14 protein-coding genes are annotated in these 13,860 nt (G+C 41.5%); 4 read left to right on the forward strand and 10 right to left on the reverse strand.

The window, feature by feature from the left end; all coding sequences use genetic code 11:
• Window positions 1–3: 3 nt before the first annotated feature.
• Window positions 4–540: a hypothetical protein gene (locus PH_RS08670; RefSeq protein WP_010885897.1), complete on the reverse strand. Its 537-nt coding sequence runs from the start codon at window positions 538–540 to the stop codon at window positions 4–6.
• A 346-nt stretch (window positions 541–886) separates the two neighbouring features.
• On the opposite strand from PH_RS08670, the gene PH_RS08675 reads away from it, so the two are divergent.
• Complete coding sequence (locus PH_RS08675) at window positions 887–1,501, forward strand: RNA ligase partner protein (RefSeq protein WP_048053492.1); 615 nt, start codon at window positions 887–889, stop codon at window positions 1,499–1,501.
• Window positions 1,502–1,504: 3 nt separating this feature from the next.
• Here the strand turns inward: PH_RS08675 and albA are convergent, their stop codons facing one another.
• The 3 genes from albA to PH_RS08690 form a co-directional block, all read right to left on the reverse strand.
• On the reverse strand, window positions 1,505–1,786 hold the full coding sequence (gene albA / locus PH_RS08680) for a DNA-binding protein Alba (RefSeq protein ID WP_010885899.1): 282 nt from the start codon (window positions 1,784–1,786) through the stop codon (window positions 1,505–1,507).
• Between the two features lie 132 nt (window positions 1,787–1,918).
• A complete protein-coding gene (locus tag PH_RS08685) occupies window positions 1,919–4,306 on the reverse strand; it encodes a CDC48 family AAA ATPase (RefSeq protein ID WP_048053493.1) in 2,388 nt (795 codons plus the stop codon).
• Between the two features lie 91 nt (window positions 4,307–4,397).
• Window positions 4,398–4,898, reverse strand: a complete 501-nt coding sequence (locus PH_RS08690) for an Hsp20/alpha crystallin family protein (RefSeq protein ID WP_048053494.1) — start codon at window positions 4,896–4,898, stop codon at window positions 4,398–4,400.
• Window positions 4,899–5,108: 210 nt separating this feature from the next.
• Between PH_RS08690 and PH_RS08695 the strand changes: the two genes are divergently transcribed.
• The 3 genes from PH_RS08695 to PH_RS08705 are packed head-to-tail and all read left to right on the forward strand — an operon-like array spanning window position 5,109 to window position 8,071.
• Window positions 5,109–6,032, forward strand: coding sequence for a lysylphosphatidylglycerol synthase domain-containing protein (locus PH_RS08695; protein ID WP_048053495.1), 924 nt, complete (start codon window positions 5,109–5,111; stop codon window positions 6,030–6,032).
• Complete coding sequence (locus PH_RS08700) at window positions 6,013–7,149, forward strand: glycosyltransferase family 4 protein (RefSeq protein WP_048053496.1); 1,137 nt, start codon at window positions 6,013–6,015, stop codon at window positions 7,147–7,149. Before PH_RS08695 ends, PH_RS08700 begins: the two co-directional genes overlap by 20 nt.
• Before the next feature lie 31 nt (window positions 7,150–7,180).
• Window positions 7,181–8,071: an ADP-dependent ribose-1-phosphate kinase gene (locus PH_RS08705; RefSeq protein WP_010885904.1), complete on the forward strand. Its 891-nt coding sequence runs from the start codon at window positions 7,181–7,183 to the stop codon at window positions 8,069–8,071.
• Here PH_RS08705 and PH_RS08710 read toward each other — a convergent pair.
• Genes PH_RS08710 through PH_RS08735 form a run of 6 tightly spaced genes read right to left on the reverse strand, consistent with a single transcriptional unit; the run spans window position 8,058 to window position 13,635 of the window.
• Window positions 8,058–8,879 (reverse strand): ABC transporter permease, encoded by an 822-nt coding sequence (locus PH_RS08710; RefSeq protein ID WP_010885905.1) that lies wholly within the window; start codon window positions 8,877–8,879, stop codon window positions 8,058–8,060. The two genes, PH_RS08705 and PH_RS08710, sit on opposite strands and share 14 nt — an antisense overlap.
• Window positions 8,866–9,633: an ABC transporter permease gene (locus PH_RS08715; RefSeq protein WP_010885906.1), complete on the reverse strand. Its 768-nt coding sequence runs from the start codon at window positions 9,631–9,633 to the stop codon at window positions 8,866–8,868. Before PH_RS08715 ends, PH_RS08710 begins: the two co-directional genes overlap by 14 nt.
• Before the next feature lie 32 nt (window positions 9,634–9,665).
• Window positions 9,666–10,622 (reverse strand): daunorubicin resistance protein DrrA family ABC transporter ATP-binding protein, encoded by a 957-nt coding sequence (locus PH_RS08720; protein ID WP_010885907.1) that lies wholly within the window; start codon window positions 10,620–10,622, stop codon window positions 9,666–9,668.
• A gap of 34 nt (window positions 10,623–10,656) precedes the next feature.
• Complete coding sequence (locus PH_RS08725) at window positions 10,657–11,451, reverse strand: RAD55 family ATPase (protein ID WP_010885908.1); 795 nt, start codon at window positions 11,449–11,451, stop codon at window positions 10,657–10,659.
• Window positions 11,452–11,459: 8 nt separating this feature from the next.
• On the reverse strand, window positions 11,460–12,974 hold the full coding sequence (locus PH_RS08730; RefSeq protein WP_048053497.1) for a methyl-accepting chemotaxis protein: 1,515 nt from the start codon (window positions 12,972–12,974) through the stop codon (window positions 11,460–11,462).
• Between the two features lie 10 nt (window positions 12,975–12,984).
• The gene (locus PH_RS08735) at window positions 12,985–13,635 is read right to left on the reverse strand and encodes a DUF257 family protein (protein WP_048053614.1); all 651 of its coding nucleotides are present in this window, start codon (window positions 13,633–13,635) and stop codon (window positions 12,985–12,987) included.
• Window positions 13,636–13,860 lie beyond the last annotated feature (225 nt).

Below are 13,860 nucleotides of genomic sequence, written 5' to 3' on the forward strand. Positions count from 1 at the left end.
TCTTCACCCAACCTGTTTACAGTATGATCTACATTCTGGAGCCATAGGTAACACCACATAAGCATAGGTTCTTTCCCCTAACTCCTCATGTCCATCAGGGTATACAATGTGTTTCCTTTGAATTATCGCTTTTACAGGTTTTACATACCTCCACTCTAGAACTGCATCGGTATTGCCGGGACATGTAACACTGCATTCCGTTGATTCGCAATATGTTCTTCTTCCAATTTCAAAGCCTAATTCGGACTCTATTACTTCAATGCCAACTTTTACACTCCCAGATATTGATACAGATGTACAATATTGGACTTCCTTTGAGACAGAACAAGTTGCAGATGAACCTTGACAATGATTAATTGCCGCTATTTGCCACGGACCATAGTGAATCGTTTGCAGCTCTATCTTTTCCAAGGTCCAGTACTCGGTCTTTACTCCGGGAGTTACTCTTTCTATTAATACCTTTTCATTTGCTACTGCAAGGTTAGCTGACATTGCTATCCATAATGTAACTAGTACTATTACCATCCGTAGCCTTGTCACTGAGCAACACCGTACGTAATTTAGTCATTATTTTATATAAAATTTTCTATAACTTCAAGTGATAATTACCTGAGGTCAACATTATAAATGCTTAAGATGTAATTTTACAATGCCCCCGCAAGCGAGGGCTTGGCCGAGCTTAATGAGGCCAGGTGCGACGCGGGGGCGACAGCCCGGCCTTAGCGAGGTCCCCTCGGGAGGCGCCTTCCGCGTCACGGAGTGCCGTGACCGGGGGTAACCCTGGCCGGGCACAGGCCCGTCTGGGTTAGCCCGCCCAATTTTGCCGAGGGCTTAGATGAGGGCGGGTGTTACGGGCGGGCCACAGATAATAACGAAGGTGATTACTATGATTAAATTTGTTCTAGATACCAGCATATTCGTAAATCCAGATGTGAGGAAAAAATTTGGAGAAACACCAACAGAAGCCATGAAGACCTTCCTCCATTACGCTGAAAACCTGTTTGGAAAAGTTGAATTTTATATGCCTCCTGGGATATATCGCGAGCTTATGCATTTCGTTGAGGAGGAAGAGGTATCACCAGACATAGAGTTGTACATAATAAAAAAGCCTCCCAACGTTCACGACATAAAAATACCTGCATTTGTAGTTTATGAGCTTATAGAGGATATAAGGAGGAGGGTAGATAAAGGGCTTAGGGTTGCAGAAAAGGCCGTGAGGGAGAGCGTTATAGACACGAGTAATGTGGACAAGATAATTCAAAAACTTAGAAGAAATTATAGAAAAGCTTTGAGAGAGGGTATTCTTGACAGTAAAGAAGACTTCGAGCTTATACTACTCGCGAAAGAGATCGATGGGATAATAGTCTCCGCAGATGTTGGGATATTAACATGGGCGGAGAAGATGGGGATAAAGTGGGTTGATGCTTTTAAATTTAAAGAAGTTCTTAGCGAGCTAGTTGAGAAGTTTAAGAGAAGTGAAAGTGAAAAGGAAAGGAAATGAAATTCAAGTTTTCCTAGCTAGAACAATCTCAATGGTTGAGGTGTTTGTTGTCCTCCCATCAGCTGTTGGGAGCTCCTCAGTTCCGATCTTGATTTCCTTAACGTCAACATCATCCTTGAGGAACCTGTTCCTGACTATTTCTGCTACATCAACGGCCCTGCTGATGGCCCTACCACGTGCCTTGATGCTAACCTCTTTGGCTCCCTCATGGAACTGAGTAATTACGGCCAATACATAGTTCATAACCGGCTTCTTTCCAATGTAAACAACGTGCTCCTCAGTCATCTCTTGACACCTCCTGGAGTTTTGTCATGACTGAATGCTTAGGCTAAGTTAAATACTTTTCGGTCTTTTAAACTCAAACTTAAATCCAAAACTTAAAAATTTTAGAAAAGGGTTGACAAAACTTCTAGTTCTTCATCCTCTAGCCTGCTTGAACTGCTCTTGGATCTTTCTGTAATACTCCATGGTCTCCTTGCTTACTGAGGGTCCTATCTTCTTCAGTGCCTCTTCGAAGTCTTTCATGGTAACTTTAGCCTTCTGCTTTATCTCGTCAGCTTTCATCCCAGGCTTAATTATCCCCTTCTCAAGGGCCTTCCTCATAGCTATCATAGCTGCTTCTCTGCATACTGCTGCTATGTCTGCTCCTGTGTATCCTTCTGTTCTCCTTGCTAATTCTCTTAAATCAACGTCATCGGCTAATGGCATGCTTCTAGTGTGAACCTTGAAAATCTCAAACCTAGCCTCCTCATCAGGAGCAGGAACTAAAATAAGCCTATCAAAACGCCCAGGCCTCAACAAAGCAGGATCCAAAATATCAGGCCTATTAGTAGCAGCAATAACGACAACTCCCGTATTCTCCTGGATTCCGTCCATCTCTGTGAGTAATTGATTGATAAGCCTATCAGTAACTCTGTTTACATCTGTTCCCCTCCTCGGGGCTATTGCATCAATTTCGTCTATGAATATCACGGTTGGAGCAGCTTGTCTTGCTTTCCTAAAGATTTCCCTTATGTTCTTCTCGCTTTCGCCAACCCACTTGCTTAATACTTCTGGGCCTCTAACGGCTATGAAGTTGGCTTCACTCTCAGTAGCAACGGCCTTAGCTAAGAGAGTCTTACCAGTCCCAGGAGGACCATACAACAAAACACCCTTAGGAGGTGTGATCCCGTAAGCCCTGAAGGCCTCTGGGTATTTTAGTGGCCATTCTACTGCTTCTCTTAGTTCTTGTTTTACTTCTTCTAATCCGCCTATGTCATCCCAGTGGACGTTTGGGACTTCGATGAGGACCTCCCTCAAAGCAGAAGGCTCAACCATCTTCAAAGCCTCATAGAAGTCCTTTCTAGTTACCTTAAGTTCATCTAGGACTTCTCTTGGTATTGTCTCGGCCTCAAAGTCTATCTTTCCTTCCTTGATTAACCTTCTAAGTGCGGCCATTGCTGCTTCTCTGGCTAGTGCTGCTAGGTCAGCGCCAACGAAACCATGAGTAACCTCAGCCAATTCCTCAAGTAATAGATCAACTAATCTGGTTCTAACTTCCTCGTATAGCTCACCATTAAGTTCCTTAAGCACTTTAGGAATATCATCCTCGCTAACCTTCATAACCCTATCAATGGCCTTATCAATGACATCCCTGAACTTCCCTTCCTTTTTAAGCCCCTCAAGGATCTTAAGTACATCCTCTTTTCTGAAGTCTGGTTCTATTGGCATTCCTCTTGTGTGGATTTGTAGTATTTCTTTTCTTCCTTGCTTGTCTGGCACTCCAACCTCAATCTCCCTATCAAAACGCCCAGGCCTCCTCAAAGCAGGATCCAAAGCATCAGGCCTATTAGTAGCCCCAATAACAATAACCTTACCCCTACCCTTCAAACCATCCATCAAGGCAAGTAGCTGGGCTACGACTCTCTTCTCAACTTCTCCAGTAACCTCACTTCTCTTTGGAGCTATTGCATCAATCTCATCAATAAAGATTATCGATGGTGCGTTCTCTTCGGCCTCCTTGAACACCTCCCTTAATCTTTCTTCGCTTTCTCCGTAGTATTTGCTCATTATCTCTGGCCCGTTTATTGCGATAAAGTAAGCATTAGCCTCATTAGCAACGGCCTTAGCTAAGAGAGTCTTACCAGTCCCAGGAGGACCATAAAGAAGAACACCCTTAGGAGGCTCAATACCCAGCTTTTCGAATAATTCTGGATGCTTTAATGGTAGCTCTATCATTTCTCTGATCTTCTCGATAACATCCTTTAGTCCACCTATATCCTCGTAGGTCACTCCAGTTGTCATTCTCTTTTCAACTTCTTTCACTGGCTTTTCACTTATATCAAAGTCCGTGTACTCTGTTATTTGAACAACTCCGCTCGGTTGAGTTGTAGTAACTACAAAGGTTAGCTCCTGGCCAAGAACTCCAATTTTAATATAGTCACCTCTCACTACAGGCCTTCCTACCAGCCTCTCGTGAAGCCACTCAACGAAGTCCCTTCCAAACCTAATAGGCTCCGTTGGGGCTAGTACTACCTTTCTGGCTTCCTTAACGTCAGCTTTTCTTATGGTAACTTCATCCCCAAGGCCAACCCCTGCATTCTTTCTAATGGTACCATCCATCCTGATTATTCCGAGGCCCTCATCCTCAGGATAAGCGGGCCAAACGATAGCAGCGGTATTCTTGGTTCCGATAATCTCTACAACATCCCCTGGCGATACTCCTAATTCTCTCATACTTCTCCTATCAATTCTTACAATCCCTCTACCAACATCCCTTTGATAAGCGGAAGCAACCTTCAGCTTTATCTCCTTTTTCTCCACCATTAGCATCACCTCTTAATTTTTTTACTAATGGTTACTAAAATTGCATGATTTATAAAATTTTCGGATCAAGAATTGGAGAAGAGAAGTAAGGTCACTCGATCTTAACTTCAAATCCCTCTCCTTCCTTCTTTGTTGGGTTCTTCTTTGGAATTCTTATCTCAAGTACACCATTGTTGTATTTAGCCTTTGCCTTTTCTGGTATAACCTCCTCTGGAAGCCTAATTACTCTCCTATAACCGCTGTAGTATCTCTCAACTCTAACTGCTCCTTCCTCCTCGAGCTCTTTCTCTCTCCTTACTATGGCTTCGATGTAAACGCTGTCTTCAGTGACCCTGACCTTTATATCCTCCTTCCTTACTCCTGGTAACTCGGCTATGACAACTAGCTCATCTCCCCTGTCAAATATGTCAACGAATGGCTCCCTCCAGACTTCCCCTGTTCCCTCTTCGTAAAGTTCTGGCTCCTTCCACCTTCTGTAAGTCCAGAGCCTTGGTCTGCTGAAGAATTCATCAAACATTGCATCGATTTCTTCTTGTATCTCCCTAATTAAATCGAATGGATCCCATATATCCCACCTTCTCCTCCTCACCATCCTCTCACCCCCTCTCACTTTTGGTTACCATTAGTTACTAAATTATTTTCCCTTTATAAAGATTTCGATGTTTGATTAATTCAACCCCGAACTTACCTCTTTGGAAAGTTTTTATTCATACTCTCATAAATTTACATCGAAGGGGAAATCTCTAAAAGAGCTATAATTTATCCCAACTTTCCATACAGGAGGGTACAGTAGGTGTTTAAAATGAAAAGAAGCAGCTTAAGAAGAGCCCTTAGTCCCATAGCCTTTTTAATTTCCCTCGTCTATCTATACAAGAGTATCGATGTAAGGGAGCTCCCCTATGTAATAAGGGAAGCAAACTACGTTCCCTTAGTGATCTCCCTTCTTTTATCAATCCTCACGGTATTATTAAGTGCATTAAGATGGTACCTGATTTTAAGGAGAGTTCAAAAGGCTAGCTTTAAGAGAACCCTTCAGGCCTTTGTTAGTGGTTATTACCTTATGGCAATTTTACCTCCCACAATAGGACATATAACAAAGGTAAAACTTGTAGGAGGGGACTACTTTTTAGCCTTTTCTTCCCTTTTGCTGGGAATTGCCACGGAGGTTATAATAATACTTTCCCTTGGCCTGATATTCCTTGGATTCACTAAGCTAGGCCTCTTCGGAATTGGAATAATCCTCACAGGTTTCATTTATGATAAGGCGTTTCACAAAATAATGCTCACTTTCTTCGAAATATTGGAAAATATAGGTATTAAGAAGATTTCAAAGGTTCTCAAAAACTGGTGGCAGCGGGGTTATTCAGGGTGGAAGAAAGCAAAGGAGGATAAAATTACGTTTTTTATAACTTTTTTAATTTCACTAGCGGTAATAGTTTTCCAAGTCTTTGGTCTGATCTTCGTGGGGAAAGCGTTCTCACTAAATATTCTACCCAAAAAGGCATTCTATGCCTTCCTTATGAGTGTTGTCTTTGCTTCACTTAGTGGAGTCCCTTCTGGAGTTGGAGTCAATGAACTCGGAATCCTGATAGGAATTGGTTCCTCAACGAAGACCGCTTTAACAGCGTTCCTCTATAAATTTATGTTTCAATATCAGTACTCAATAATTGGTGCGCTAGTATTTTACAAGCTTCTTGGTGGTTGGGATGAAGATAGCTCTAGTTAGTGACTGGTATTATCCTAAAATAGGAGGAGTCGCAACTCACATGCACAACTTAGCCATAAAGCTGAGAGAAAGAGGGCATGAAGTGGGAATAGTCACAAACAACAGGCCCACGGGAAAGGAAGAAGAGCTTAAGAGATATGGAATAGAGCTCATAAAGATCCCAGGAATTATAAGTCCTTTTTTAGATGTAAATTTAACCTATGGATTGAAATCCTCAGAAGAGCTCAACGAATTCTTGAAAGACTTCGACATAATTCATTCTCATCATGCATTCACACCTCTCTCCTTAAAGGCTTTAAAAGCTGGAAAGAATATGGAAAAGGGAACCCTGCTAACAACTCACAGCATTTCCTTTGCCCATGAATCAAAGCTCTGGGATACTTTGGGGTTTACGATACCCCTTTTTAAGAGTTACCTGAAATATTCACATCGAATAATAGCAGTAAGTAAAGCTGCAAAATCCTTTATAGAACACTTCACTTCGGTTCCCGTTTTAATAGTACCCAATGGAGTCGATGATGAGCGTTTCTTCCCTGCAAGGGATAAGGAGAAAATAAAGGCCAAATTTGGACTTGAAGGGAATGTGGTACTCTACGTGAGCAGAATGAGTTATCGAAAAGGCCCCCACGTTCTTTTAAATGCATTCTCCAAAATAGAAGATGCAACTCTCGTAATGGTTGGAAACGGAGAGATGCTTCCCTTCTTAAAGGCTCAAACTAAATTCCTGGGAATAGAAAATAAAGTAGTATTCATGGGATATGTACCTGATGATATTCTTCCAGAGGTTTTCAGAATGGCCGACGTGTTCGTCTTACCTTCGATATCATCGGAAGCGTTCGGCATAGTAATCCTTGAGGCCATGGCCTCCGGAGTTCCCATTATAGCTACAGACGTTGGTGGTATACCTGAGGTTATAAAGGAAAACAGTGCAGGGCTTTTAGTTCCACCCGGAAATGAACTTAAGCTAAGAGAAGCAATTGAAAAGCTCTTAAAAAATGAAGAGCTTAGAAAATGGTACGGAAACAACGGAAGAAGATCCGTTGAAGAAAAATATTCCTGGAATAAGATCGTAGTTAAGATAGAAAGGATTTACAACGAAGTTCTTCAGGAAGTTTAACTTATATACCCCAGGAGCTTAATTCTCATTCATGAGACTGGATGTAATTTGTATGGGGAACCTCAACTATGACATAACTTTCATACTTGAAAGATTTCCAGAGTTCCACGAAAAGGTGAATGCTAAAGAAGTTTATACGGGATTAGGAGGTTCCGCAGGAAATACAGCGACTTGGTTGTCTCTCCTAGGATTAAAGGTTGGTTTCATAGGTTCTGTGGGAAATGACGACTTTGGAAGGTTGCATCTGGAATTCTTTAAGAAAATTGGAGTAGATACTAGAGGGATTAAAGTCGTAGACGAACCAACGGGAGTCGCCGTAATGATGGTGATCGGAGAAGACAAAAGGATAGTTAAGTACCCTGGGGCCAATAGGTTTAAGGAGGTAAGAGAGGACTATTTGAAGCTTGCCAGGCATTTGCACCTCTCTTCAAATCCCCTTTCACTTGTCGAAAAAGCTGTAACCTTGGCCAAAAATCTTGGCCTAACTGTTTCTTTTGATCCAGGAGAAATGGAAGTCCCAAAGAATATTGAAGAAAAAGTAGACATCTTAATGATGAACGAAGATGAGTTCAAGAGGAAGTATGGAGACTTAAAAAATATAACTAAAGTTAAGTCTAGAATAGCCATAGCAACGCTAAACGGTGGAGGAGCTCTGGTTAGAGATCAAAATGGAAAAGTTTACGAGGTAAGGGGACTGTCGGCAAAGGCCGTAGATACCACCGGTGGTGGAGACTCTTTTAATGCTGGATTTATATATGGCTTTCTAAATGGCTGGGATGTGGTAAGTTCAGCAAAATTAGGAATGCTACTTGCTTACCTTACAGTTCAAAAAGTAGGAGCAAGAAGTGCGGTAATTCCCCTAGAGGAAGTTAAAAAGAAAGCAAATGAATTAAACCTAGATCTTCCATTTAATAGCTCTTAAGTCCAACTTCCCTAGCCCTTCTCTCTGCCCATCTATAACTTATAACTCCAAGAAGGGAATAAGTAGCAGATATCAAAAGGAGGTACAGTATCTCTTCTATACTTTTTGATAGTCCTACCAACGCAACCTTTCTCACGGCTTCCGTCGTTGGAGCATAGGGAAGTAAGTTGGCCATTATTTGCAACGGTTTAGGAAGAATTTTCACTGGGTACATAGCCCCACTTAGGGCAAAAACTAACATCTCCAAGATATCTATGAAAGGTCCTGGATCCTTTAAGTAGATAACTATTCCAGCCGCTATGAGTCCAAGGCCCATCATTCCAAAAGCCCCAATTACTAATACAACAATTCCCTTGAGTAAATTTATGAGATCAACCTCCAACCCGAAAGTGATCCAAAATATGGGAATGTATATCCCTATATACAGAAGGTTCAAAATCAACCTAACCATGATGCTTCCCAGGAAGAACGTTATCCTCCTCATAGGGGCCGCGAAAGAGCTTTCAAGTGTTCCAGCGTACAACTCATCAACGATACTCCACACAAAGCCACTCATAAACGTCACTCCAAAAGTTAATACCATGAACCCAAGTATGGCAAACGTTAGATAATCAGAATAACCTGAGAGTTTAGCTAAGGCCTCCGAGGTTCTTTTTCCCGTAAGTCCCAATCCAATCAAGAGGGCATTACCAGCGAAGAAGAAACCCATCAATATATCGCTAATAAACCATGCCTTATAGCTTATGAGTATCTTCCAATTCTTTCTTGCAACACCTTTTAGGGCTTCGAGCTCTTCAATAACCCCCATACCCCATCATCCTCGTTATCCTCTCGGCCCACTTGAAGACCCCTAAACTTATCATCCAGTAAATTGGAAGAAGGATTAACATTGCATTCAGCTCACTAATTATAGAGGAGTAGCTAAATCCAAGGAAGAGCTTTCTAACCGCACTAGCTGCGTGTGTTAATGGGATAATCCAAGAAATTTTTCTTATAAAATCAGGTAACGTTGAGAGTGGAAAGAAAACACCTGAGAGAAAGAGTATTATGAGTTCAAAGACAGTAGCTAATGGCCCTATGTTCTTAAGCATCACCACCAGTCCGGCAAAAACTATACCAAAGCCAAGGAAAGTTGCAAAGGCAAGCAACAAAATTGGAATAACCTTGATAACGTAAATCACGGAAATTTTAATATTAAATATTATAACCCCAAGTCCAAATACAATTAGCATTATAATCGAATCCATCATCATCCAAGATACCGCGAGCCCTATAACCATCTTTAGAATTCCGGTAGGGGAGATAACATTACTTTCAAAAGTTCCCCTCTGAAGCTCCCTTCTAACACCCCAAACTGAAGCTTCCATCGGAGATGCAGAGATCCACCAGAGAACGTAGCCTATTAGTACATAGGTAGGATAGTCACCGATTCCTGTAGCATTTTTTAGCAGTCCGGAGAACCTACCCCCTAGGATGGCTTGACCAAAATAAACAAATTGGAGTAGGAAAACCAATCCAACTAAAACTGAGCTTATAACCCTTAAAGGATACCTAAAGAACATCCTAAACTCCTTCTCTATAATTGCTGAAAGGCTCAATCCCTAAGCCCCCTCCCAGTAAGCTTTATGAAGACGTCCTCCAAGGTTGGCTCCTTCACTTCGACCGAAAGAACCTTTGCATTACTTTTAACCAGAAACTCAACCAGCTTAGGAATCTCTTCCTCCTCCAAGCTCCCCCTTAGTATTACAACCCCATTCCTATCATCAACTTTAACCAATCCAAAGGGATTAACCCCAGGATAATTCCTAACCCTAACCTCTACTATTGTATCATTCCTCACCATCCTCTTCAAGCCTTCGGGAGTGTTAAGGGCTATTATTTTTCCATGGTCAATTATTGCTATTCTGTCACAGAGTTCTTCAGCTTCATTCATATAGTGAGTCGTTAGGAGAACGGTTTTTCCTTCCTCATCCACTAATCTCCTAACGAGTTCCCTAACGAAAACTGCACTTTGAACGTCTAAACCTAGGGTAGGCTCATCTAGAAATAGAACTTCAGGATCGTTTATCAAGGCCTTTGCTATGGCCAATCTTTGCTTCATTCCCCTCGAGTAATTCATAACTAAATCGTTCCTCCTATCCCACAGCCCAACCATCTTAAGTAGTTCCTCTATTCTTTTTTCGGCCTCCCTCCTTGGAATATAATATATGCTTGCAAAGTACCTTAAGTTCTCATATGCAGTTAACCTCCAATAGAGCGTTCTTTCCCCCTCAGCTACAAGGTTTATTCTCTTCCTAATCTCACGAGCATCCTTAACCACATCAAGGCCGAGAACTTTAGCCTCTCCAGAACTTGGCTCCAATAAAGTTGTAAGAATTTTTATTGTAGTTGTCTTCCCAGCTCCATTGGGACCTAAAAGGCCAAATAACTCACCTTTCTTTACCCTAAATGTTATCCCCTTTAAAGCCTCAAACCATTCAACCTTCCTAAAAGGAAGGGGAATTTTCTTTGGGTACAACTTCCTTAAATTCCTCACCTCAATAACGTTCATCAATATGAAAGGAATTTACAAAGTTTAAAAAGTGTTACTTATCCCTTTTATTCTCAATCTTCCGGAAGTCTAAAGCATGAGAACCCGTGCCCGTTGCTGTGACTCTAAATTCATAGCTTGTTGGCTCAAATTCTGGATTTAGGGACTTAATCACTGTCATCCTCTCGACCAATTCACCCTCCCTTTCCTCAGTTAATGACTGGAAAGTTATAACTATATCAGAAACCCCAGAAGTCCAAGCTATGAACTTCTTTGACACCATATCAACATTTAGAAGCAATATGGTCATAACATTCCTCTTTCCATACATCTTGGCCAGCCAAGCTAGCTCACCATTGAGGAGCTTAATTGCAACTTCCTCTCCGAACATTGTTGCCACTCCATCCAAGGTATATACCAACTTTACTATCCTCCTATCACCAGCAACTTGGAATATTTTATTCTCATACACGCTCTCGATCTTTGGATTTAACGTCTCTGGAGTTGGATTTGGAACCTGAAGGACGTAATCGGCATAGGGTGGGACATCGTACTTTGAGCCAAAGACATCAAGTATCATTATCTCCTTCCTTTTAGCTAGCTCTTGAATATTTAAGCCAACGAACGAAGCCCTTGATATTAGCTTAATTGTTGGTAGATTGTAGTTATGAATTACTCCGAAGGAGTTTCTACGGATCAAATTTTTAACCATCTCAAAGCCAAGGGCCCACCCCAGCGAGAAGGCATCGTACATTATGGAGATCGTGGCCCCTCTTATAAGTCCACCTCCAAATGCCTTATCCAACTCCTCTATATCTACAGGGATAAATGTAAAAAATTCCTGATACATTTAACCAATCACCTCTCCTCCTTTTCAACCTTAATAAACTCAACGGCTTCCCTAAGCTTTTTAACTATATCCCTAAGTTCAACTATGTTCCTCCTAACCTCTTCCAACGAGGAGGCCTGTTCTTCAGCGCTTGCACTAACTTCCTCTGCACTGGCCGTGGTTTCTTCAGCGCTAGCGGCTAAGTTTTCTAGGGCCTTCTTAGCATTTTCAACATGCTCCTGGGTGTTCGCTAATTCGCTTTTAACGGCCTGTAACTTATCTTCAACATCATCAAGGAGCTCACCAACGTTCATAAGGTAACCAACCGTCTCCCTAAGGAAGTCCACTGAATTATCAACGATTTTAACTCCCTTTTCAGTTTCTTCAACGGCTTTTTCTACTTTATCCTGGATCTGGTTGAGTATTTCCCTTATCCTTTCTGCTGCTTCTTTACTTTCTTCGGCAAGGTTTCTAACTTCTTGAGCAACCACCGCAAATCCCCTTCCAAGTTCACCGGCCCTAGCGGCTTCTATTGCAGCGTTTAATGCTAGCAAGTTAGTTTGCTCAGCTATGTCAGCTATTGCATTAATTATCTCGCCAACGTTCTTGCTCATCTCTGCAACCTCTTGAACTGCTTGACTAATTACCCTCATTGCATTTTGGATATCGCCAACTTGAGATATCGCCTTCTCACCCTTCTCCTTACCCTCCCTGGCTATGGATATGACCTCATTTACGACACTACTGAACTCTTCCATAGCCTCAACCGTTCTCTGAGTAACATCAGCTGTCAGGTTCATACCATCCATTATCTGAGTTATGTTCTCCTGTTGCCTCTGGGCCTCGGTGCTTACCTGCTGTATGGCCTCGGCAACTTGGTTAACTGCTTCCGTAATCTCAGAGGATATTCTAGCTAAATCGTCGGCCCTCGTCTCTAATGTTACCGCTAGATCCCTCACGGTCTTCATTAAGTTCCTCAATTGAACTATCGTTTTCCTCATTGAGTTCAAAATAGATTCAAAATCTCCCTTTGCATGAAGGGTTAGCTCTTCAGTAACATCACCCTTGGAGATCTTCTCCATTCTATCAGTTATTACCTCTAACGTCTGAAGAACCTCGGTAGATATTGCCCTGAATCCTTCAAGTAACTTCCCTATTTCATCTTTCTCTCTATATTTAATCCTCGATATCAATTCTCCAGCATGGCTAAGCTTTCCATCGGCGATCTCCTCGGCAACTTTTGCCATTTCGCTTACCGGTTTCATAACAGAGTTCATTATCCTGAAACCGATGACCCCTGATACCCCCGCGACTATGGTCATAACACCAATGCTCATCCATAGGGTTTTCTTCAGCTGAGACTTCGCAAACTCTATTGTACTCTGAACCGTCTGTATGCTTGCTCCAGCTCTTACAGCTTCCATTGTCTTCTCAAGATTGTCGTATAGATCGGATATTGCAATATTTTGGATTATTATAGCCGTTATTACCACCAGAACTAGTGGAATGAATATTGAAAGCGTTAATTTTCTACTGAATTTCATCCCCCTCACCTCACCATATTGTACCAACGCTCCCCCTCAAGCTAGGTAATACGCTCTTTTCAACGACAAAGGATCTCCCATTGTTCATGAGCTTAACTACTACTGGAAAGATTGTACGAAGCAATGAAAGCACTTCAATCGAGGTATTTCTCAAAGATTCAACGTTTATGAAGACGAGATCTCTAATATCCTTGTTTTTAGTCACAATATACTCCCCTATATCGTGAATCTGTTCTATTAACTCTTTCTTTTCAAAGATATTCATTAAATTTTCAATCCCAATTTGAACGTTTACAAAGAACCCTCTATGTGTGTCAACGCTCTCCAAAACTTTCTCCAATGTTTCCTCATATAATGTCTTGTAAACTGGATAACTTGAAATTGGTATCTTATAGAGCACGTTCCCACTGTTTATCTTCCCACCAACCTTGATTATGGCCGATTTATCGATAACTTCAGTTCTCACTCCAATGAGTTCAGCATGATATCTGCAAATGGGTAGCGTATCTAAGAAGTCAGTTATTATAATTAGGGCATCCTCTCTATAAGTCTCCCTAATTTTATTCAACATTGCAAATAAAGTAGGGCCAATTATATCATCCGAGGTATACTCAACGAGCACGCTTATCTTCTCTTTCCCTATCACTTCTGATATTTCCATTAGCATTCCACCTCCGCCAAACTTTATAACGTATCTATCATTTTAAAACATTTCGGCATTATTGTTTAAATATAGCTATAACATTTAGTATCATATAATCCAATTTTTACCCCATATTTTTCAAAGTTTCAAAAATTGTATATTTATAAATCTAAGGTATGATCATGTACAGAAGACTTTCAAGCTGGAGGGACAATAGTTCGGAGTAAGAACTTAGTGCTAGGT

The sequence above is a fragment of the Pyrococcus horikoshii OT3 genome (assembly GCF_000011105.1).
GTDB lineage: Archaea > Methanobacteriota_B > Thermococci > Thermococcales > Thermococcaceae > Pyrococcus > Pyrococcus horikoshii.

What these genes read in the sequence shown, in the direction of transcription:
- PH_RS08675 (WP_048053492.1), top strand. Translation starts at nt 887, where the DNA reads ATGATTAAATTTGTTCTAGATACCAGCATATTCGTAAATCCAGATGTG.
- albA (WP_010885899.1), bottom strand. Translation starts at nt 1,786, where the DNA reads ATGACTGAGGAGCACGTTGTTTACATTGGAAAGAAGCCGGTTATGAAC.
- PH_RS08685 (WP_048053493.1), bottom strand. Translation starts at nt 4,306, where the DNA reads ATGGTGGAGAAAAAGGAGATAAAGCTGAAGGTTGCTTCCGCTTATCAA.
- PH_RS08690 (WP_048053494.1), bottom strand. Translation starts at nt 4,898, where the DNA reads ATGGTGAGGAGGAGAAGGTGGGATATATGGGATCCATTCGATTTAATT.
- PH_RS08695 (WP_048053495.1), top strand. Translation starts at nt 5,109, where the DNA reads ATGAAAAGAAGCAGCTTAAGAAGAGCCCTTAGTCCCATAGCCTTTTTA.
- PH_RS08700 (WP_048053496.1), top strand. Translation starts at nt 6,013, where the DNA reads ATGAAGATAGCTCTAGTTAGTGACTGGTATTATCCTAAAATAGGAGGA.
- PH_RS08705 (WP_010885904.1), top strand. Translation starts at nt 7,181, where the DNA reads ATGAGACTGGATGTAATTTGTATGGGGAACCTCAACTATGACATAACT.
- PH_RS08710 (WP_010885905.1), bottom strand. Translation starts at nt 8,879, where the DNA reads ATGGGGGTTATTGAAGAGCTCGAAGCCCTAAAAGGTGTTGCAAGAAAG.
- PH_RS08715 (WP_010885906.1), bottom strand. Translation starts at nt 9,633, where the DNA reads ATGTTCTTTAGGTATCCTTTAAGGGTTATAAGCTCAGTTTTAGTTGGA.
- PH_RS08720 (WP_010885907.1), bottom strand. Translation starts at nt 10,622, where the DNA reads ATGAACGTTATTGAGGTGAGGAATTTAAGGAAGTTGTACCCAAAGAAA.
- PH_RS08725 (WP_010885908.1), bottom strand. Translation starts at nt 11,451, where the DNA reads ATGTATCAGGAATTTTTTACATTTATCCCTGTAGATATAGAGGAGTTG.
- PH_RS08730 (WP_048053497.1), bottom strand. Translation starts at nt 12,974, where the DNA reads ATGAAATTCAGTAGAAAATTAACGCTTTCAATATTCATTCCACTAGTT.
- PH_RS08735 (WP_048053614.1), bottom strand. Translation starts at nt 13,635, where the DNA reads ATGGAAATATCAGAAGTGATAGGGAAAGAGAAGATAAGCGTGCTCGTT.